16 protein-coding genes, 2 tRNA genes and 1 pseudogene are annotated in these 20,294 nt (G+C 68.6%); 3 read left to right on the top strand and 16 right to left on the bottom strand.

Annotated features, from left to right (window positions below):
- The 8 genes and pseudogenes from BLU79_RS26885 to BLU79_RS26850 all read right to left on the bottom strand — a co-directional run.
- Positions 1-819, bottom strand: a pseudogene (locus BLU79_RS26885) (penicillin-binding protein 2); the annotation flags it as partial.
- Positions 820-945: 126 nt separating this feature from the next.
- A complete protein-coding gene (gene mreD / locus BLU79_RS26880; protein ID WP_093908456.1) occupies positions 946-1,626 on the bottom strand; it encodes a rod shape-determining protein MreD in 681 nt (226 codons plus the stop codon).
- A 13-nt stretch (positions 1,627-1,639) separates the two neighbouring features.
- Positions 1,640-2,590, bottom strand: coding sequence for a rod shape-determining protein MreC (gene mreC / locus BLU79_RS26875; RefSeq protein WP_093908455.1), 951 nt, complete (start codon positions 2,588-2,590; stop codon positions 1,640-1,642).
- 200 nt (positions 2,591-2,790) lie between these two features.
- Positions 2,791-3,810, bottom strand: coding sequence for a rod shape-determining protein (locus BLU79_RS26870; RefSeq protein ID WP_005479350.1), 1,020 nt, complete (start codon positions 3,808-3,810; stop codon positions 2,791-2,793).
- Between the two features lie 268 nt (positions 3,811-4,078).
- Positions 4,079-4,492 (bottom strand): nucleoside-diphosphate kinase, encoded by a 414-nt coding sequence (gene ndk, locus BLU79_RS26865; protein WP_093908454.1) that lies wholly within the window; start codon positions 4,490-4,492, stop codon positions 4,079-4,081.
- A gap of 87 nt (positions 4,493-4,579) precedes the next feature.
- Positions 4,580-4,942 carry a DUF4233 domain-containing protein gene (locus BLU79_RS26860; RefSeq protein ID WP_093908453.1) on the bottom strand — a complete coding sequence of 121 codons (363 nt, stop codon included), beginning with the start codon at positions 4,940-4,942 and terminating at the stop codon, positions 4,580-4,582.
- Between the two features lie 10 nt (positions 4,943-4,952).
- Positions 4,953-6,440: a bifunctional tetrahydrofolate synthase/dihydrofolate synthase gene (locus BLU79_RS26855; RefSeq protein ID WP_093908452.1), complete on the bottom strand. Its 1,488-nt coding sequence runs from the start codon at positions 6,438-6,440 to the stop codon at positions 4,953-4,955.
- A gap of 171 nt (positions 6,441-6,611) precedes the next feature.
- Positions 6,612-9,236 (bottom strand): valine--tRNA ligase, encoded by a 2,625-nt coding sequence (locus BLU79_RS26850; protein WP_093908451.1) that lies wholly within the window; start codon positions 9,234-9,236, stop codon positions 6,612-6,614.
- Between the two features lie 136 nt (positions 9,237-9,372).
- On the opposite strand from BLU79_RS26850, the gene BLU79_RS26845 reads away from it, so the two are divergent.
- Positions 9,373-10,380: a hypothetical protein gene (locus BLU79_RS26845; RefSeq protein ID WP_093908450.1), complete on the top strand. Its 1,008-nt coding sequence runs from the start codon at positions 9,373-9,375 to the stop codon at positions 10,378-10,380.
- 86 nt (positions 10,381-10,466) lie between these two features.
- Here BLU79_RS26845 and clpX read toward each other — a convergent pair whose 3' ends face one another.
- The 5 genes from clpX to BLU79_RS26820 all read right to left on the bottom strand — a co-directional run bounded on the left by clpX (position 10,467) and on the right by BLU79_RS26820 (position 15,281).
- Positions 10,467-11,753, bottom strand: a complete 1,287-nt coding sequence (gene clpX / locus BLU79_RS26840; protein ID WP_093908449.1) for an ATP-dependent Clp protease ATP-binding subunit ClpX — start codon at positions 11,751-11,753, stop codon at positions 10,467-10,469.
- 181 nt (positions 11,754-11,934) lie between these two features.
- Positions 11,935-12,615: an ATP-dependent Clp protease proteolytic subunit gene (locus BLU79_RS26835; RefSeq protein ID WP_093908448.1), complete on the bottom strand. Its 681-nt coding sequence runs from the start codon at positions 12,613-12,615 to the stop codon at positions 11,935-11,937.
- A 50-nt stretch (positions 12,616-12,665) separates the two neighbouring features.
- Entirely contained in the window at positions 12,666-13,271 is a 606-nt protein-coding gene (locus BLU79_RS26830) for an ATP-dependent Clp protease proteolytic subunit (protein ID WP_177001189.1), read from the bottom strand.
- A gap of 333 nt (positions 13,272-13,604) precedes the next feature.
- Positions 13,605-14,999: a trigger factor gene (gene tig / locus BLU79_RS26825; protein ID WP_093908446.1), complete on the bottom strand. Its 1,395-nt coding sequence runs from the start codon at positions 14,997-14,999 to the stop codon at positions 13,605-13,607.
- 205 nt (positions 15,000-15,204) lie between these two features.
- A tRNA-Pro gene (locus tag BLU79_RS26820) sits at positions 15,205-15,281 on the bottom strand.
- A gap of 132 nt (positions 15,282-15,413) precedes the next feature.
- On the opposite strand from BLU79_RS26820, the gene BLU79_RS26815 reads away from it, so the two are divergent.
- Positions 15,414-15,484, top strand: a tRNA-Gly gene (locus tag BLU79_RS26815).
- Between the two features lie 76 nt (positions 15,485-15,560).
- Here the strand turns inward: BLU79_RS26815 and BLU79_RS26810 are convergent.
- A complete protein-coding gene (locus BLU79_RS26810; RefSeq protein ID WP_256333477.1) occupies positions 15,561-17,714 on the bottom strand; it encodes a serine/threonine-protein kinase in 2,154 nt (717 codons plus the stop codon).
- 55 nt (positions 17,715-17,769) lie between these two features.
- Positions 17,770-17,964 carry a hypothetical protein gene (locus BLU79_RS26805; RefSeq protein WP_030044846.1) on the bottom strand — a complete coding sequence of 65 codons (195 nt, stop codon included), beginning with the start codon at positions 17,962-17,964 and terminating at the stop codon, positions 17,770-17,772.
- Between the two features lie 550 nt (positions 17,965-18,514).
- Here BLU79_RS26805 and BLU79_RS26800 point away from each other — a divergent pair.
- The gene (locus BLU79_RS26800; RefSeq protein WP_093908444.1) at positions 18,515-19,729 is read left to right on the top strand and encodes an acyltransferase family protein; all 1,215 of its coding nucleotides are present in this window, start codon (positions 18,515-18,517) and stop codon (positions 19,727-19,729) included.
- Between the two features lie 60 nt (positions 19,730-19,789).
- On the opposite strand, the gene BLU79_RS26795 is transcribed toward BLU79_RS26800, so the two are convergent.
- Entirely contained in the window at positions 19,790-20,269 is a 480-nt protein-coding gene (locus BLU79_RS26795; RefSeq protein WP_093908443.1) for an HD domain-containing protein, read from the bottom strand.
- Positions 20,270-20,294: the final 25 nt, after the last annotated feature.

Here is a 20,294-nt window from a genome sequence, read left to right as displayed (position 1 = left end):
CTCGTACTCCGCCACCCGCTGCACGCGGGCGTCGATGCTGGTGACGAGGTTGGAGCCCGCCTGAGCGGCGTCCGCCTTGGCCTGCCCGATGACCCGGCCGAGATTGTCGACCTCGTAGCGGGTGACACCCGCCTTGCCGCGCAGCTCCTTGTCGTACTCCCGCTCCAGACCGGAGCGGCCCACCTGGTCCGAGCGCAGGTAGGGCGAGTCGGTGTCCTGGGCCTGCTGGATCTCCCCGTCCGTCACCGGCGAGAGATAGCCCAGCACCTGCGCGGTGTTGGCCTCACCGGGGCTCGCGTAGCGGCGCACGGCCTGCGGCTCGGCGGTGATCCCGGGGAAGTCCTCGGCCCGCTCACGGATCTGCAAAGCCTGCTTCGCTGTGGCCTCGTCGGTGATCGGGATCGGCTGATACGGCGACCCGTTCCAGCACGGCTGCGGCGTCTGCGCATCACACAGCCGCACCTTCTCCCGCACCTCCCTCGGCGTCATCCCCAGCACACCCGCCAGCTTCGTCAGCACCGCCTCACCGTCATCCGGCATCTTCAACAGATCCGTACGCGAGGCGGACACCACCAACCGCGTCTCGTTGTCCGCCAACGCCACACCACGCGCATCCAGGATCGACCCACGCACCGCGGGCTGCACGACCTGCTGGACATGGTTGCCGGACGCCTCCTTGGCGTAGGCGTCGCCCTCGCGGATCTGCAGGTACCACAGGCGTCCGCCGAGGGTGCCGAGGAGGGAGAGGACGAGGACTTGGATGACGATGAGCCGGATCTGGACGCGTGGGGTCCGGCCGGTCTCGGGGATGTTGGTCACTGCGGCTGCCTCCCCCTCAGTGCGAGTGCCAGTGCGAATGCGCCTGTGTGTGTACGAGTGATGAACGAAGGGCCCGCGTGGCGCGGTTCCGGTGATCGTCACCCGTTCCGGTGAACTCTCCTGCGGTCACAGCCGCTTGACCCCCTTGATGCGCCCTGCACGCGCCGTCCGCGCCCGTCCGGCCTTCACCTTCAGGCCGCCCAGCCCACCGCGCTGGCTGCCGATGCGCAGGCCGGTGCCGCCGGAGAGCCAGCCGGAGGAGATGTTGGGTTTCTTCGACTGGGAGTTGCTCTCGGCGAGCGGGTCGTTCTCCGCGCGCCGGGCCAGCGCCATGATCCCGGGCACCACGAACGGCGCGAGCAGCAGGTCGTACAGCGCGGCCGTGAACAGCAGGCTGCCGAGGCCGACATGGCGGGCGGCGGTGTCCCCGACGAGGGCGCCGACACCTGCGTACAGCAAAGTCGAGCCGATCGCGGCGACGACCACGACCACCATCGGCCCGGTGGCCGACTTGAGCCGGCCGTTGTCCGGCCTGACGAGCCCGACGAGATAGCCGATGACACACAGCACCAGCGCATAACGGCCGGCGGCATGATCGGCGGGCGGGGCGAGGTCGGCGAGCAGGCCGGCGCCGAAGCCGACGAGGGCGCCGCCGACATGGCCGTAGACCAGGGCGAGGCCCAGCACGGTGAGAAGCAGCAGGTCGGGGACGGCGCCCGGGAGGTGGAGGCGCGAGAGGACGCTCACCTGGAGCACCAGGGCGACGACGACCAGGGAGGAGGAGAGCAGGATTCGGTTGACGCGCATCAGGCTTCAGCTCCTACTGCTCTTGCTCGTACTGGTTGCCGTCGGCCTGCGGAACGCCGGACGGTGTGACGGTGACCGTCACGGTCGGCCTCGGGGTCGGCTTCGGCTTGTCGGGGAGCACCGTGTCGCGCGGGTCCTTCTCGGGGGCCTGGACGACGACGCCGACGATGTCGAGCTTGCTGAAGCCGACGTAGGGCGTGACGTACAGGGTGCGGGTGAGGTTGCCGCCAGACGGGTCGACGCGCGAGACGACGCCGACGGGGACGCCGGGCACGAAGGGCTTGTCGGCCTGCGAGCCGAAGGTGACCAGACGGTCGCCCTTCTTCACCTCGGCCTTGCCGTTGAGGAGTTCGACGCGCAGCGGACGGTCGCCCTGGCCGGAGGCGAAGCCGAGCTCGTCGGTGGACTCCATGCGGGTGCCGACGGTGAAGTCGGGGTCGTTGGCGAGGAGCACCGTCGCGGTGTTCGGGCCGACGGTGGTGACCCGCCCGACCAGCCCGTCCCCGTTCAGGACGGTCATGTCGCGCCGCAGGCCGTCGTTCGCGCCGGCGTCGATGGTGATCGTCCAGGAGAAGCCCTGGGCCGCTCCTATGGCGATGACCTCGGCGCCCTTGATGCCGTACTGGCCCTGGCCCGCGATCTTCAGCATCTTGTCCAGCTGCTTCAGCCGGCTGCGGTTGCGGTCGTCGCTGCCGAGCTTCGCCTTGAGGGCGGCGTTCTCCTGCTCAAGCTGGGAGAGCCGGTCATGGCGGTCGCCGGAGTCACGGATCGCGGCGACCGCGTTGCCGACCGGGTTCACCGCTGTCGACACACCGTCCTCGATCGGGCCGAAGACCGCCGCGGCGGCGGACCGGGCGCCGTCGACAGGGGAATCCTCACCACCGCGGATGTCCACCGTGATCAACGCGAACGCGATGGCGATCAGCAGCACCAGGAGCAGCCGGCTCTCTCGTGTGTCCCTCACGTGCGGCGGCCGTGCCCTTCCTCATAGGAATTCGGGAAACCCCCGGTAAACCCGAGGGGTTCTGTATACGGAGTCCGTATGCCGAGTCGGATGCGAGTTGTACGCGGAGTTTCGAGGCTCTTCAGGGAGCTTATGCCTCTATATCAACGATCCGCCGTACGAGAGGAGATCATCCCGTACGGCGGAATCGAAGAGTTACGTCATCTGCGCGGCTGGGCGTCCAGCACCTGCTGCAACGCCTCGAACTCCTCGACACACTTGCCGGACCCGAGCGCCACGCTGTCCAGCGGGTCCTCGGCGATGTGGATCGGCATGCCGGTCTCACGGCGCAGCCGCTCGTCGAGGCCGCGCAGCAGGGCGCCGCCGCCGGTCAGGACGATTCCTCGGTCCATGATGTCGCCGGACAGCTCCGGCGGGCACTTGTCGAGGGTCGTCTTGACGGCGTCGACGATCGCGTTGACCGGCTCCTCGATGGCCTTGCGCACTTCGCCCGCGGAGATGACGACGGTCTTCGGCAGCCCGGAGACGAGATCCCGGCCGCGGATTTCGGTGTGCTCGTCAGCGTCGAGGTCGTACGCCGAACCGATCGTGATCTTGATCTGCTCGGCCGTCCGCTCACCCAGCAGAAGGGAGTATTCCTTCTTGATGTGCTGGATGATCGCGTTGTCCAGTTCGTCGCCCGCGACCCGGATGGACTGGGCGGTGACGATGCCGCCGAGGGAGATGACCGCGACCTCCGTGGTGCCGCCGCCGATGTCGACCACCATGTTGCCCGTGGCCTCGTGGACCGGCAGGCCGGAGCCGATGGCCGCGGCCATGGGCTCCTCGATGATGTGCACCTGACGGGCGCCGGCCTGGGACGACGCCTCGATGACGGCGCGGCGCTCGACGCCCGTGATGCCGGAGGGCACACAGACGACGACCCGCGGACGAGCCAGATAACGCCGCTTGTGGATCTTCAGGATGAAGTAGCGGAGCATCCGCTCGGTGATCTCGAAGTCGGCGATCACGCCGTCCTTCAGCGGACGTACGGCAACGATGTTGCCAGGGGTACGACCGATCATCTTCTTCGCTTCGGCGCCGACCGCGAGGATGCCACCGGTGTTGGTGTTGATCGCGACGACGGACGGCTCGTTGAGTACGATCCCGCGACCCCTGACGTACACCAGCGTGTTGGCGGTCCCGAGGTCGACAGCCATGTCACGGCCGATGAACGACATTGAGTTCCCCATCAGGATTCGTCTGGCCTTCCTGGGAGCTTTTGATGGCTTTTCAGGTCGGCGAAGTGGGTGCTGTGACGTGAAGGCTTCCATCGTAGACGCGCCTTCGCGAACACTGCGGGAGGGTCTTCGCCATTGTCATCAGATAGCGAGCCGCCCCGCTTGTAGGGACGGGCCATCGGGGGCACTCGTTCCCTCGATCGCCACGCATATGCCGCCGGGCAGCCGGATTTCTACGGCCGCCCCAGATCGGGCCGGTTGAAAGGGCTCAGGCACGGCCCGGGAAGAAAATCTTCACCTCGCGCTCGGCGGACTCCTCGGAGTCGGAGGCGTGGATGAGGTTCTCGCGGACGATCACGCCGAAGTCACCGCGGATGGAACCGGGCGCGGCCGCGATCGGGTCGGTCGGGCCGGCCAGCTGGCGCAGCCCCTCGATGACCCGCTCGCCCTCGACGATCAGGGCGACGACCGGGCCGGAAGCCATGAACTCCACCAACGGCTCATAGAAGGGCTTGCCCTTGTGCTCTCCGTAGTGCTGCTCCAGCGTCTCCTGGTCCAGCGTGCGCAGCTCCAGCGCGGTGATCTGCCAGCCGGCCTTGCGCTCGATGCGGCTGATGATCTCGCCGGTCAGGCCGCGGCGGACTGCGTCGGGCTTGAGCAGGACGAGGGTGCGCTGGGTCACAGGAGGGCTCCTTCTTACAGCCGGTGGTGCGGTGGGATGAGGCTACAGGGCGTTCCCAGATGCCTGTTACGCAGTGTCAGCTTGGGCTCAGGCCCCGGACGGGCTGCCTTCTCCACTCTGCGCCTGCGCCGCGAATCTCGCCTTCGCCTCGTCGACCTTTCTGCCGAAATGCACCGATGCCCACCACAGCGCCGCGAAGATCGCACCGAGGAAGAACATCGTGGGGACGATGAAGCCGGAGGCGATGAGGGCGATCTGCAGGGCCCAGCCGAGGGCGACGCCGCCGGGGCGGGTCACCAGACCGCACAGCAGCAGGCACAGGAACATCGCGATGCCGCTGACCGTCCACACCTGCGACATGGACAGGTCGGGGTCCTTCATGGCGACCAGACCGGCGAAGCCGATGACGAAGAACTCGCCGATCAGGGTCGATGAACAGAGCGTACGCATCTTTCGGAACTCAGCCCTTCCCGAGCAGCAGCCGGGCCTCGCCGACCGTGATGACGGACCCGGTGACCAGCACACCGCCGCCCGTGAACTCGCCCTCCTCCTCGGCCAGCGTGATCGCGGCCTCCAGAGCGTCGGGCAACCGCGGCTCGACCTGCACACGCTCGTCGCCGAACACCTCGACGGCGATGGCGGCCAGTTCGTCGGCGTCCATGGCGCGGTGCGAGGAGTTCTGGGTGACGACGACCTCGGCGAAGATCGGCTCGAAGGCCTCCAGCAGCCCCCGCACGTTCTTGTCACCGCTCGCCCCCACGACCCCGATCAGCCGGCTGAAGTCGAAGGCCTCCCCGATCGCCTCGGCGGTCACCCGCGCCCCGGCCGGGTTGTGGGCGGCGTCCAGCACGACGGTGGGTGAGCGCCGTACGACCTCCATACGGCCCGGCGAGGCGACGGCCGCGAACGCCTTGCGGACCGTGTCGATGTCCAGCGACTCGGCCCGCGCGGCACCGACGCCGAAGAACGCCTCCACGGCGGCGAGGGCGACGGCGGCGTTGTGCGCCTGGTGCGCGCCGTGCAGCGGCAGATACACCTCGGGGTACTCACCGCCCAGCCCGCGCAGGGTGGCGAGCTGTCCGCCGACGGCGACCTGACGCGACACGACCCCGAACTCCAGGCCCTCCCGGGCAACGGTCGCGTCGACCTCCACGGCCTTCTTCAGCAGCACCTGCGCGGCGTCCACCGGCTGCTGGGCCATGATCACGGTGGCGTCCTGCTTGATGATGCCGGCCTTCTCGGTGGCGATCTCGCCCGGAGTGCCGCCGAGCCGGTCGGTGTGGTCGAGGTCTATGGGCGTCACGACGGCGACGTCACCGTCGATGACGTTGGTGGCGTCCCAGGACCCGCCCATCCCGACCTCCACGACGGCGACGTCGACGGGCGCGTCGGCGAAGGCCGCGTACGCCATGCCCGTGAGCACCTCGAAGAAGGACAGGCGGTACTCCTGCGAGGAGTCGACCATCTCGACGTACGGCTTGATGTCGTCGTACGTCTCGATGAACCGCTCGGCGGAGATCGGCGCGCCGTCGAGGCTGATCCGCTCGGTGATCGACTGGACGTGCGGAGAGGTGTAGCGGCCGGTGCGGAGCTCGAAGGCGCCGAGGAGGGCCTCGATCATGCGGGCGGTCGACGTCTTGCCGTTGGTGCCGGTGATGTGGATGGAGGGGTACGCCCGCTGCGGGTCGCCCAGCACGTCCATGAGTGCGGCGATGCGGGCGACCGAGGGCTCCAGCTTGGTCTCGCCCCAGCGGGTGGCGAGCTCCGCCTCGACGGTGCGCAGGGCCTTGTCGACCTCGGGGTCCTCGGGGCGTGCGGGCACATCGGCCTCCGGCGGGCCGCCCTGGGTGCGCAGGGTGCGGCTGCCGGCCTCGATGACCGCGAGGTCGGGGTCGCGGTCGGTTTCTGCCGCGATGATCTCGTCGAAGGGGTCGTCGCTCTCACTCACGGGGCCAGTCTACGGAGGGGGACTGACAGAGTGCGTACGGAGTGGGGTGGTGTGGGTTGTCGTGCGGCTGCGGGCCGCCGGGGGGCCGGTCGCGCAGTTCCCCGCGCCCCTTAGAGACGTCAAGGCCCCCGGCGCCTTACAGCACCGGGGGCCTTACAGCCGTACGAACACCTACGCCTGCGGCAGCCGGTCCAGCTGTGCGGCGATCCGGGCGATGTCCTCGTCGGCCTTGGCGAGTCGGCCCCGGATCTTCTCCACCACCTGGTCCGGTGCCTTCGCCAGGAACGCCTCGTTGCCGAGCTTGGCCGTGGCCTGGGCCTTCTCCTTCTCGGCCGCCGCGAGGTCCTTCGCGAGGCGCTTGCGCTCCGCCGCCACGTCGATCACGCCCGAGAGGTCCAGCGCGACCTCCGCGCCCCCGACCGGCAGGGTCGCCGTGGCCGTGAAGGCCTCGCCCTCCGGCTGGAGCCGCAGCAGCTGGCGGATGGCCGGCTCGTGCGGGGCGAGGGCCGTGCCGTCGAGGGTCAGGCGGGCCGGGACGCGCTGGCCGGGCTGGAGACCCTGGTCGGCGCGGAATCGGCGGACCTCGGTGATGACCTGCTGGAGGGTCTCGATCTCCCGCTCGGCGGCCTCGTCGCGGAACCCGCTGTCCTTGGGCCAGTCGGCGATCACCAGGGACTCGCCGCCCGTGAGGGTGGTCCACAGGGTGTCCGTGACGAAGGGGACGATCGGGTGCAGCAGACGCAGCAGGACGTCCAGGACCTCGCCGAGGACCCGGCCGGTGACCTTGGCCGGCTCGCCGCCCGCCTGGAAGGTGGTCTTGGTCAGCTCGACGTACCAGTCGAAGACCTCGTCCCACGCGAAGTGGTACAGAGCCTCGCTGACCTTGGCGAACTGGTAGTCCTCGTAGTACGCGTCGGCCTGCGCGACCGTCTCGCCCAGCCGGGAGAGGATCCAGCGGTCGGTCGCCGACATCCGCTCGGCCGGGGGCAGTTCGCCCTCGATCGTGGCGCCGTTCATCATGGCGAACCGGGTGGCGTTCCAGATCTTATTGGCGAAGTTGCGGGACGCCTGGACCCAGTCCTCGCCGATCGGGACGTCCGCGCCGGGGTTCGCGCCCTTGGCGAGGGTGAAACGGACGGCGTCGGAGCCGTACTTGTCCATCCAGACGAGCGGGTCGACCGCGTTCGGGTTGGACTTCGACATCTTCTTGCCGAACTCGTCCCGGACCAGACCGGTCAGGGCGATGGTGTGGAAGGGGGCCTCGCCGTCCATGGCGTACAGGCCGAACATCATCATCCGGGCGACCCAGAAGAAGATGATGTCGTGGCCGGTCAGCAGAACGTCGGTGGCGTAGAACTTCCGCAGGTCATCGGTCTGTTCGGGCCAGCCGAGCGTGGAGAACGGCCACAGTCCGGAGGAGAACCAGGTGTCCAGGACGTCGGAGTCCTGGGTCCAGCCCTCGCCGGTGGGCGGCTCCTCGTCGGGGCCGACGCAGACGACCTCGCCGTCGGGGCCGTACCAGATCGGGATGCGGTGGCCCCACCACAACTGCCGCGAGATGCACCAGTCGTGCATGTTGTCGACCCAGTCGAAGTAGCGCTTCGACATGTCCTCGGGGTGGATCTTGACCCGCCCGTCACGGACCGCGTCGCCCGCCGCCTTCGCCAGCGGGCCGACCTTGACCCACCACTGCATGGACAGCCGCGGCTCGACCGTGGTCTTGCAGCGCGAGCAGTGGCCGACGGAGTGCATGTAGGGGCGCTTCTCGGCGACGATGCGGCCCTGCTCCTTCAGCGCGCCGACGACCGCGGAGCGGGCCTCGAAGCGGTCCAGGCCGAGGAACGGGCCATGGACGGTGATGATGCCGTGCTCGTCCATCATCGTCAGGGACGGCAGGTCGTGGCGCTGCCCGATCGCGAAGTCGTTCGGGTCGTGGGCCGGAGTGACCTTGACCGCACCCGTGCCGAACTCGGGGTCGACGTGGGTGTCGGGGACGACCGGGATGGTGCGGTCGGTCAGCGGGAGCTTGATCCGCTTGCCGATGAGGTGCTTGTACCGCTCGTCGTCCGGGTGGACGGCGACGGCGGTGTCACCGAGCATCGTCTCCGCGCGCGTGGTGGCGACGACGACGCTGTCCTCGCCCTCCCCGTAGCGGATGGAGACCAGCTCGCCCGCGTCCTCCTGGTACTCCACCTCGATGTCCGAGATGGCCGTCAGACAGCGCGGACACCAGTTGATGATGCGTTCGGCGCGGTAGATGAGCTCGTCTTCGTAGAGCTTCTTGAAGATGGTGAGGACGGCCTTGGACAGGCCCTCGTCCATGGTGAACCGCTCGCGGGTCCAGTCGACGCCGTCGCCGAGGCGGCGCATCTGGCCGAGGATCTTGCCGCCGTACTCCTCCTTCCACTGCCAGACGCGGTCGACGAACTCCTCGCGGCCCAGATCGTGGCGGGACTTGCCCTCCTCGGCGAGCTGCTGCTCGACCTTGTTCTGGGTGGCGATGCCGGCGTGGTCCATGCCCGGCAGCCACAGCGACTCATAACCCTGCATGCGCTTGCGGCGCGTGAGGACGTCCATGAGCGTGTGCTGGAAGGCGTGCCCGAGGTGCAGGCTGCCCGTGACGTTCGGCGGCGGGATGACGATGGTGTACGGCGGCTTGTCACTCTTCGCGTTCGCCTCGAAGTAACCGCGCTCTACCCAGCGCTCGTACAGCGGCCCCTCTACGTCGGCCGGCGCGTACTGGGTCGGCAGTTCGGTGTCGGGCGCTGGTGGCTGCTGCTGAGCGTTCTCGGTCACGCGCTCAGTTTAGGGGTGTCCCGGGGGTGTCCCGAAACGCGTTTGTTCTGTAACGGTGGGCACCCCGATGCCATGCGTTGCCTGCGTCTGCGCCAGGATGTCAGGAACACATAAGCATCTGGAGGGGAACCCAGAAATGAGCTACAACCAGCCGGGCCCGTACGGCGGGCAGCCCCAGCAGCCCGGTCCGTACGGCGGGCAGCCCCAGCAGCCCGGTCCCTACGGCCAGCCGCCGCAGGCGCCCCAGCCCGGCTACGGCTACCCCCAGCAGGCGCCTCCGCCGCAGCCTCCGGCGCAGCCCCAGGGCCAGCCGGGTTACGGCTACCCGCAGCAGGCGCCGCCCGCCCAGCCGGGCTACGGCTACCCGCAGGGCGTCCCGCCGCAGCAGCCGCCCTACGGCCAGGCTCCGTACGGGGCGCCGCAGCCGCCGGCTCCGGGTGGCGGCAACAAGAAGGCCGGCCTGATCATCGGCGCGGTGGCCGTCGTGGTCGCGATCGGTGTGGGGGCGTACTTCGTGTTCGGCGGAGGCGGTGGTGCGGGCGGCCTCGAGGACGACGGCGCGCACAAGCTGTCGACGCCCGAGACGGTGCTCGGCGACTACAAGCGGATCGGCGACGGCAACCTCGCCGGCGACTCCGACACCTCGAAGGACATGGAGGAGAGCGGCGTCAAGAGCGGTACGGCCGTCGTCGGGCAGTGGTCCACCGCCGACTTCAGCGGTTTCGACGCGACGGACCCCTCCACCCTTCCTGACCAGTCCGAGCTGCTGACCGCCAAGGGCGTCACAGTGGTGGGGGGCTACGGCGAGATCGCCGACCCCGAGTCCACCCTGGACAAGTTCTTCGCCTCCATCCAGAAGCAGATCAAGGCGAGCTCCTCGAGCAACTCCGCCGGCCTGCAGAACGCCGAGCTGATCGGAGAGCCCGAGTCGGTCGAGATCGACGGCACCGTCGCCAAGTGCCAGTCGAGCAAGGCCACCAACGCGCTCACCAAGAAGGAGTCCACCGACTGGTTCTGCGTCTGGGCCGACTACAGCACGGTCGCCATGGTCTCGCCCGGCGACAACACCAGCACGGGCGTCGGCAAGGACACCGTGGTCGACATGACCGCCAAGATCCGCGAGGCGATCCGCGTCAAGGCCTGAGGCGCCTGACGCCGTTCAGCTCAACTACGAAGGGGCCCCGGTCGGTTGACCGGGGCCCCTTCGCATGTCCGTTGTCCGCGCTGCGGCTACGCCGTCTTCTGCTCCCCCGGACCGCGTCCGCGCGCGTCGCGCGGGATCAGCGTCGGGTTCACGTTCGAGTGGACGACGTCCGCCGTGATGACGACACGGGCGACGTCCTTGCGGGACGGCACCTCGTACATCACCGACATCAGGACCTCCTCCATGATGGCGCGCAGGCCGCGCGCGCCCGTCTGCCGGAGGATGGCCTGGTCGGCGATGGCCTCCAGGGCCTCACGCTCGAAGTCGAGCTCCACGCCGTCGAGTTCGAAGAGGCGCTGATACTGCTTCACCAGCGCGTTGCGCGGCTCGACGAGGATCTGGAGCAGGGCCTCGCGGTCCAGGTTGTGGACCGAGGTGATGACCGGGAGGCGGCCGATGAACTCGGGGATCATGCCGAACTTGACCAGGTCCTCGGGCATGACGTCCTCGAACTGGTCCTTGGCCTCCAACTCGCGCTTGGAGCGGATCGTCGCGCCGAAGCCGATGCCCTTGGCGCCGGCCCGGGACTCGATGATCTTCTCCAGTCCGGAGAACGCACCGCCCACGATGAACAGGACGTTCGTCGTGTCGATCTGGATGAACTCCTGGTGCGGGTGCTTGCGGCCGCCCTGCGGCGGGACCGAGGCCGTGGTGCCCTCCAGGATCTTCAGCAGGGCCTGCTGGACGCCCTCGCCGCTCACGTCCCGGGTGATCGACGGATTTTCACTCTTCCGCGCGACCTTGTCGATCTCGTCGATGTAGATGATCCCGGTCTCGGCCTTCTTGACGTCGTAGTCGGCCGCCTGGATCAGCTTCAGCAGGATGTTCTCGACGTCCTCGCCGACATACCCGGCCTCCGTCAGCGCGGTGGCGTCCGCGATCGCGAACGGCACGTTCAGCATGCGGGCCAGGGTCTGGGCGAGCAGCGTCTTGCCGGAGCCCGTGGGGCCCAGCAGCAGGATGTTGGACTTCGCCAACTCGATGGCGTCCTCGCGGCTTTGACCGCCGCCGTTCTCGCCGGCCTGAACGCGCTTGTAGTGGTTGTAGACGGCGACGGAGAGGGCCTTCTTCGCCGCCTCCTGGCCGACCACATAGCCTTCGAGGAACTCGTAGATCTCGCGCGGCTTGGGGAGTTCCTCCCAGCGGACCTCACTGGTCTCCGCGAGCTCTTCCTCGATGATCTCGTTACAGAGATCGATGCACTCGTCGCAGATGTACACACCAGGGCCTGCGATGAGCTTCTTGACCTGCTTCTGGCTCTTGCCGCAGAACGAGCACTTGAGCAGATCGCCGCCGTCACCGATGCGTGCCACGGTGTGCTTCCCCTTCGCCTGGGAGACGCCTGGACGTTTTAGGTTCCAGCGGCTCCTGGTGCTGCCTTATGTCCGACGGTACCTTGCCTGGCCCCCCGTTCGGGCCCCCCTTGGCGCGGTTCACTTTGACGTGCACCGTCCCAAACCGTGCCAAGGGGCAGCAGACAATACCGGGTCCGCGTCAGCGAACGTCGGCGTTGTTCATCTTCCGTGTGGAGATGATCTGGTCGATCAGCCCGTACGACAGCGCGTCCTCGGCCGTGAGGATCTTGTCGCGCTCGATGTCCTCGCGGATCTTCTCGATCGGCGTGGTGGAGTGCTTGGCCAGCATCTCCTCCAGCTGCGAGCGCATCCGGAGGATCTCGTTGGCGGCGATCTCCAGGTCGGAGACCTGACCGCGGCCGGTCTCGCTGTACGGCTGGTGGATCAGCACGCGGGCGTTCGGCAGTGCCATGCGCTTGCCAGGCGTGCCGGCGGCGAGCAGGATCGCGGCGGCGGAGGCCGCCTGGCCCATGCAGACCGTCTGGATGTCCGGCTTCACGAACTGCATCGTGTCGTAGATGGCCGTGAGCGCGGTGAAGGAGCCGCCCGGGCTGTTGATGTAGACCGAGATGTCCCGGTCGGGGTCCATCGACTCCAGGCACAGCAGTTGCGCCATGACGTCATTGGCGGAGGCGTCGTCGATCTGCACGCCGAGGAAGATCACGCGCTCCTCGAAGAGCTTCGCGTACGGGTCGTACTCGCGGATGCCCTGCGAGGTGCGCTCGACGAAGCGCGGGATCACGTACCGGGACTCGGCCACGGGGCCCGCGTACTCGGCGCGCGAGCGGTCGTACAGGCCGCTGCCGGGGAAGTCGTTCACTATCTGTCTCCTAGGGGCTGAGGCGGTCGGCTGGGGGCGCTGCGGGGGTCTCAGGCCCCGGTGCCGCCGCCGCCCGGCATGCCGGCGGCCGTGGCGATCACGTCGTCGATGAGGCCGTACTGCTTGGCCTCGTCGGCGTCGAACCAGCGGTCGCGGTCCGAGTCACGGGTGACCTGCTCCACGGTCTGACCCGTGTGCAGGGACGTGAGCTCGGCCATGCGCTTCTTGGTGTGCAGCAGCCGCTCGGCGTGGATCTTGATGTCGGAGGCCGAGCCGGCCAGGCCCGCGGAGGGCTGGTGGATCAGGATCTCGGCGTTCGGCAGCGCGAAGCGCTTGCCGGGGGTGCCCGCGCTGAGCAGGAACTGTCCCATGGAGGCGGCGAGGCCCATGGCGATCGTCACCACGTCGTTCTTGATGTACTGCATGGTGTCGTAGATCGCCATGCCGGCCGTGATCGAGCCGCCGGGGCTGTTGATGTAGAGGTAGATGTCCTTGTCCGGGTCGGCGGCAAGGAGCAGCAGCTGTGCAGTGATCTTGTTCGCGATGTCGTCGTCGACCGGCTGGCCGAGGAAGATGATCCGCTCGTTGAGCAGCCGGTTGTAGACATGGTCGCCGAGGCCACCGCCGATGGAGGGCTCGCCGGCGGCGGAGGGCATCAGATTCGTCACGTATCCACCTGCTCGTCTTACGACGGCGCCGGGCCGTCTCACGTGTTCCCTGCGGGGGGCCTCCGGCGGTTTCGCCGGGTTCCCTGCCCCCATACTCATGGACCCTAACGCGCAGGCTGGGTGGTGCCATCCCGGTTCCGTGAGTGTTCGCCGGGGGCGTAGCGCCGTAGGGGCTTCGGTGCGCGGGCGGCAGCGGGTTTGTCGTGGCCGTTCGCGCAGTTCCCCGCGCCCCTTGGGGGCACTGCCCAGCCGTACGCCAGAAGGGCCCCGGGGATTGTGCTTCCCCGGGGCCCTTCCTACGAGCTATTCGGCGCCGTGGGCTCAGCCCTCGGACTTCTCCTCGTCGGCGGCGTCAGCCGTACCCTCGGCGGCCTCCACCGTCTCCGTGGCCTGCTCGACCTCGTCCTCGTCGTCCAGGTCGATGACCTCGCCGTTGGTGTCCTTGACCACGGCCTTCTCGACCACGACGGCCAGCGCCTTGCCGCGGGCGACCTCGCCGACCAGGAGCGGAACCTGGCCGCCCTCGACGACCGCCTGGGCGAACTGGTCGGGGGACATGCCGGAGGAGGCGGCGCGGCGCATGAGGTGCTCGGTGAGCTCCTCCTGGTTGACGTTGAGCTTCTCCTGCTTAACGAGCTCGTCGAGCACGAACTGCGTCTTGATGCCCTTGACCGCGGCTTCCTTGGTCTCGGCGTCGAACTCCTCGACCGTCTTGCCCTGGATCTCGAGGTACTTCTCGAGGTCGAGACCCATCTGGCCGAGCTGGTGGTGCTCGAGGTTGTGCTTACGGGTGTTGATCTCGTCCTCGAGCAGCTTCTCGGGGACGGGCACCTCGACGAGCTCCAGCAGCTTCTCCAGGACGCGCTCCTGGGCCTGCGTGGCCTGGTCGAACTGCTTCATGTTCTCGAGGCGCTTGCGGCTGTCGGCCTTGAGCTCGTCGAGGGTGTCGAACTCGGAGGCGAGCTGCGCGAAGTCGTCGTCCAGCTCGGGCAGTTCGCGCGCGGCGACCTGGGTGACCTTGACGGTGACCTCGGCCTCCTTGCCGGCCGCGGAGCCGCCCTTGAGCTCGGAGGTGAAGGTGGTCTCGCCACCGGCCTCCAGGCCCTTCACGGCGTCGTCGATGCCGTCCAGCAGCTCGCCGGAGCCGATGGTGTAGGAGACGCCGCTGGCGACGCCGTCCTCCAGGACCTCGCCGTCGACCTTGGCCTCCAGGTCGATGGTGACGACGTCGCCGTCCTCGGCGGCACGCTCGACGGGGGACGTCGACGCGAAGCGCTCACGGAGCTGCTCCACGGACTTCTCGATGTCCTCGTCGGTCACCTCGACGGCGTCGACCTCGACCTCGATGCCGGAGTAGTCCGGGATCTCGATGGCCGGGCGGATGTCGACCTCGGCGGTGAAGTTCAGCGTCTCGCCGTCCTTCAGCTCGGTGATGTCCACCTCGGGCTGGCCCAGGACGTTGAGCTCGGCCTCGTTGACCGCCTCGGTGTAGAACTTCGGGAGCGCGTCGTTGACGGCCTCCTCCAGCACGGCGCCGCGGCCGAACCGCTGGTCGATGACGCGGGCCGGGATCTTGCCCTTACGGAAGCCCTTCACCGTGACCTGCTGGTTGATCTTCTTGTACGCCGCGTCGAGGCTGTCCTTGAGCTCCTCGAAGGGCACCTCGACAGTGAGCCGAACCCGAGTCGGGTTCAGGGTCTCCACGGCGCTCTTCACGGTTCGGTCTCCTTGTGGCTGACTTCTTGGTTTCTGCCGGAGCCAGACTGGCCCGGCGGATTTCGCCGCCCGGAGGACTTCGATGGAGAGAGACACACGGGCGTGCAGCTTGCATAGTAACGGCAGCGGCAACACGCCCTCAAAGGCGATCACGGAACGCGATCACACGAGGTTGTCGCGCGCGTGGCCGGTCGGTGACCGGTCGTGGTCGGGGTGGCGGGATTTGAACCCACGGCCTTCCGCTCCCAAAGCGGACGCGCTACCAAGCTGCGCCACACCCCGTGCTGGTGCGACACGTAGGGTACATGGCCGCAGGCAGTGGGGCCGCCGCATTTACGGGGTGTGCGTTGAGGGGGCCGGACCCGCTACGATGCCTGCAGTGCCGCGGTCACCTGACCTGCGGCGCGTCCCTGTGCGGGCGTAGCTCAATGGTAGAGCCCTAGTCTTCCAAACTAGCTACGCGGGTTCGATTCCCGTCGCCCGCTCTGATGTGAGTCTTCGGGCCCGGATCCCTTGGTGGATCCGGGCCCGAGGCGTTTGCAGGCTCCGCTACAGGCTCGTTTACAGGCTCCGCACGTCCACCGAGTACACCGAGCGGATGCCGTACGGGACATACAGGGCGTCGCCGTGCGGGACCGGGGTCGTGCCGGTGTAGACGAAGACGGGGTCGGTGCGGACGTCGCGGCCGGGGACGGTGTGGAGTTCCTTGCCGGTACGGCGGTCCAGGGCGGCGAGGCGGCCGCCCGGGGAGGCCAGGAAGACGTAGGTCTCGGAGATCGCCGGGGCGCCGGGGCGTTCGATCGAGGACGGGGTGCTCCACAGCGTGCGGCCGGTGGCCGGGGTCACGGCACGGACCTCGCCGCTGTTGAGCGTGAAGTAGAGGGTGCCGTGGCTGACCACGGCTCGGGATCCCGAAGGCACGGCGAGGGTCAGGGGGACCCGACGGTGGCCGGTGCCGTCGGCGTCGAGGAGGGTGACGCGGCGCTGGGTCGGGAGAGACGAGTCGGCGTACGACTGTCCGAGCAGGACGAGGCGGCCGCCGCTGCGGCCGGCCAGGGTCAGCCCGCCGGGGAGCTTGGCCGTCCAGCGCGGCTTGCCGGTGGCCGGGTCGAGCCGGGAGACGGTGGTGCGGCTGTCGTTGTTGTCGGTGCACAGGAGGTAGCCGGTGCCGTCCGCGGCACGCACCGCGCAGGTGTCCTGGGCGGGCGCGGAGCGCTTCCAGCGGGGCTTGCCGGTGGCCGGGTCCAGGAGGACGTACGTGTTCTCCTCCCCTTCCAGCAGCAGGAGCAGGCCCTCGGGGACGAGCCGGGCGCTGCCGGACTCCACGGAGGGCGGCATACCGGGCAGGGGCCTGCTCCACCGCAGGGCTCCGGTGCGGGCGTCGAGGGCCTGGACGGCGTACTCGGACACCTCGCTGTTCTTGCCGGCCCGGTTGGCGAAGGTGAAGACGCGGTGGTTCGCGGCGCCGAGCAGTTCGCCCTCGCTGGTTCCGGAGTCCGGGTCGGGGTTGTCCTCGACCGTGTGACTCCAGTCGACCTTGCCGGTGGCGAGCGAGAAGCGGACGGCCTTCATGCTGTCGCCCGCGCAGATCAGCCCGCCGTCGAGCGCCGCGCAGTTCGTGAAGGGGCCGGTCTCTCCGGCGGCCTTGTTGGCGACCTTGGCCTGCCAGGCCCGCCAGCCCGTGGGCAGATCGTGCTCGATCGGGGTCGGCTCGGCGGTGACCGCGACGACGGTGACGGTGGTCGCGACGGCCAGCAGCAGGGCGCCCAGCGCGGAGACGAGCAGGAGTCGTCGGCGGCGCCGGGGGCGGGGTGGGGGCGGCTCGTCGGCCGGCGGGTCGGGTGCCGGCTCGGGGCGCGGGTCGGGCAGGCGGCCGTCGCGGAGCAGCGAGAGGAGTTCGCCGGTGGTGGGGCGGGACTTGGGGTGCTTTTCCAGACAGAGGCGGATGAACGGGAGCAACTCGTCCGGTACGCCGTCGAGTTCCGCGTCGCCGTCGACGACCCGTACGGCCGTCTCGTAGGGGCTCGGGCTGTCGAACGGGCCGTGGCCGGTGGCGGCGTACGCGAGGACCGAGCCGAGGGAGAAGACGTCGGCGGCCGGACCCACGTCCTGCGGGGAGGAGAACTGCTCGGGGGACATGAAGGGTGGGGTGCCCATCACGCGGCCGGTCTGGGTGAGGACGTCGGAGGCCGCGAACTCGGCGGCGCGGGAGATACCGAAGTCGATGACGCGGGGGCCGTCCTCGGCGAGCATCACATTGGCCGGTTTCAGATCCCGGTGGACCATTCCGGCGCGATGGATGTCGCGCAGCGCCTCGGAGAGGCCGGCGGCGAGCTCGTGCAACTCGGGCAGCGGCAGCGGGCCGTGGCGGCGGACGTGGGTGCCGAGGTCCTCGCCGGGGATGTAGAGCGTGGCCATCCAGGGGCGCGACGCATCGGCGTCCGCGTCCACGACGGGGGCCGTGAAGGCGCCGCTGACCTGGCGGGCGGCGGCCACCTCGCGGCGGAAGCGGGTGCGGAATTCGTCGTCGTCGGCGTACTGCGCGTGCACGACCTTGAGTGCGAGGCGGCGGCCGGAGGCGGAACGGGCCAGGTACACCACGCCCATGCCACCGGAGCCGAGGCGGTCCTCGATCCGGTAGCCGCCCACCTCCGCCGGGTCGCTCTCGCGCAGCGCCATCCCGTACGTCCCCCGTTCCGCCCCGTCGTTCCGCAACGTTCGACGATCACGGACGAGGGTATCCGTACCCCTCCGGGCCGACCTGCGGACCCTAGAACTGGATGGAGTTGATGGTCTCGGCTATCGAGTTGAGGAACCTCTGGATGTCGTCCGCCATGCCCGTCGAGGCAAGGAAGAAGCCGAACAGCACGGCGACGACGGCGGGGCCCGCCTTCAAGGATCCGCCTCGGATCAGCACCACCAAGATGATCGCCAACAGCAGCACCACTGACAGCGAAATGGCCACAACAGATCACACCCTCGGTCGGTCCGCTCTCCCGCCGGGGGATGCAACCCCGCGCACCCCCGCCAGAACCATCGTGCCACCAACCGGGCCCCGCTATGCGGCACGTGACGTTTCGTTCGCCACACCTGTGCCGGATCTGTGCGGACCCTTGACGCGCACCGACCTCTCCCCTTGCGCCCGTACGGCATTTCGACGAGGCGCTCGTACAGATAATTCGGCGGGATCGTTTCCATCGCCACACAACATGTTCGCCGGTATTTCGAATTCGCGACCCGGTGATCATTTCATCGGCGTCACCTCCTGGCCATATGCACTACTTAGTCAGGATGAATCCGGACAATGAGGGTGACCAGCGGGTGTCTGCCAGGTGCATGTTCGCTGTACACGCGAAGTACACGCGAAGGCATGCGCAATAACCACTAATGACCTCGGGGGTTTTACGAAATCACACAGACAACGCTAGGGTGCCTCAGATGTTCCACGCTGTCTCGTCCCCCGCATGCGCAGCGAGGTCCCGGATCGACTCCCCCGGATTCCGGCGGGAGGGTCTGTGACGAACTCGTTGCGACCGCACGGCCACAACAGAGCGCCACTCCCCCCGGCACAGCCGCCGGCGGACGGAGTGCCGAGTCCGCGCTCGCCGCAGAGCCGGTCGGCTCAGGCCGACAACAGACCCGCGTCCAGCGGTGCCAAGCAGCGCGACGCGTTCTTCGACAACGCCAAGTACCTGGCGATCGTGCTCGTCGCCATAGGACACGCCTGGGAGCCGATCAAGGGCGACAGTCGGATCCTGGAGGCCGTGTACACCGTCGTGTACACCTTCCACATGCCGGCGTTCATCATCATCTCCGGCTTCTTCTCCCGCAGTTTCGACGCGAGCCCCAGTCGGCTCAAGCGGCTGATCACCGGCGTCGCCGTGCCGTACATCGTCTTCGAGACGGCCTATCCGCTCTTCAAGCGCTGGATCGACGAGGACCCGAGCCAGGAGATCAGCCTCCTGGACCCGTGGTACCTGACCTGGTTCCTGTGTGCGCTGTTCATCTGGCGGATGACCACCCCCATCTGGAAGATGGTTCGCTGGCCGCTGCCGATCGCGCTCGGCCTCGCCATGACGGCGACGGTCGCCCCGGAGATCGGCGACGACCTGGACCTTCAGCGGGTCCTGCAGTTCCTGCCGTACTTCGTGCTGGGTCTGATCATGAAGCCCGAGCACTTCCACATGGTGCGCACGCGCACGGTGCGGATCCTGTCCGTGCCGGTGTTCACGGTGGCCCTGGGCTTCGGCTGGTGGGCGGTGCCGCGCATGAACACCGCGTGGTTCTACCACCGGGACGCCGCTCAGGAGCTGGCCGCGCCGTGGTGGAGCGGGCCGGTGATGGTGCTCGCGATGTTCGGCTGCTCGCTGGTGCTGACGGCCTGCTTCTTCGCCTGGGTGCCGCGCCGCCACATGTGGTTCACGGCGCTCGGTGCGGGCACGCTGTACGGCTATCTGCTGCACGGCTTCGTCGTGAAGGCCGGTGACTACCAGGGCTGGTTCGACCATGCCTGGCTGCAGCGTCCGCTCGGTGAGATCTTCGTCAGCGTTGTCGCGGCGATCGGTGTCACGTTGCTGTGCACCAGGCCGGTGCAGCGGGTGTTCCGGTTCGCGATGGAGCCCAAGATGGAGTGGGCGTTCAAGCGGGATGCGGCGGAGTTGGCTCGGGAGCGCGAGAAGCGCGACGGGGCGGGCTCGGGCGCCGAGGCGCGCGAGAAGGTCAACGCCTGATTCTGCGCTGAAACTTCACAACGAGGGCCTCTCAGTGGAGGGACCTCAGCCGGAGGGACCTCACGACGAGGAGCCTCCTTCGGCAACCAGACCGAGAAGTGCGTGCATCCGTACGTACTTCTCGGTCAGTCGTTTCCGGGTCGGCTCGTCCAGGGCCGCGAGGCGTTTCGGGTCCGCGTTGTGGGCCAGGTCCGCCTGTTTCACCAGCAGTGCGCCGGGGGTGGCGAGGATGCGGGCCGCGTAGGCCTCGGGGGGTTCTCCGGGGCGCTTGGTGAGCGCGCGCACGATGTCCTTCGTACGGTGGCTCAGGGCGGCTTCTTCGAGCCACTGGTCGGACAGGGCGTCGTCCTCCACGGCGTCGTGCAGCCAGGCTGCGGCGATCTGGGCGTCGTCGCCGTGGCGTGTGCGTACGCCCTCGGCGACGGCCCTCAGGTGCTCGGCGTAGGGTCGGCCGGCCTTGTCGGTCTGGGTCGCGTGGGCGGCTCGGGCGATGGCCTCGACGTCGGCCAGGGACAGGTGGGTTCGGGAAGTCTCGGTCACGGGTCCAGTGTCTCGCCCCCGCCGC

Source organism: Streptomyces sp. cf386 (genome assembly GCF_900103585.1).
Lineage (GTDB): Bacteria > Actinomycetota > Actinomycetes > Streptomycetales > Streptomycetaceae > Streptomyces.
The sequence above is the reverse complement of the archived record's forward strand: the minus strand, read 5'-3'. Positions and strand labels throughout refer to the sequence as shown.

Excerpts from the sequence above, each read along its gene's own strand:
- mreD (WP_093908456.1), bottom strand. The coding sequence starts at position 1,626 with ATGCGCGTCAACCGAATCCTGCTCTCCTCCTCCCTGGTCGTCGTCGCC.
- BLU79_RS26870 (WP_005479350.1), bottom strand. The coding sequence starts at position 3,810 with ATGTCGTTCATCGGCCGTGACATGGCTGTCGACCTCGGGACCGCCAAC.
- BLU79_RS26860 (WP_093908453.1), bottom strand. The coding sequence starts at position 4,942 with ATGCGTACGCTCTGTTCATCGACCCTGATCGGCGAGTTCTTCGTCATC.
- BLU79_RS26845 (WP_093908450.1), top strand. The coding sequence starts at position 9,373 with ATGAGCTACAACCAGCCGGGCCCGTACGGCGGGCAGCCCCAGCAGCCC.
- BLU79_RS26830 (WP_177001189.1), bottom strand. The coding sequence starts at position 13,271 with ATGCCCTCCGCCGCCGGCGAGCCCTCCATCGGCGGTGGCCTCGGCGAC.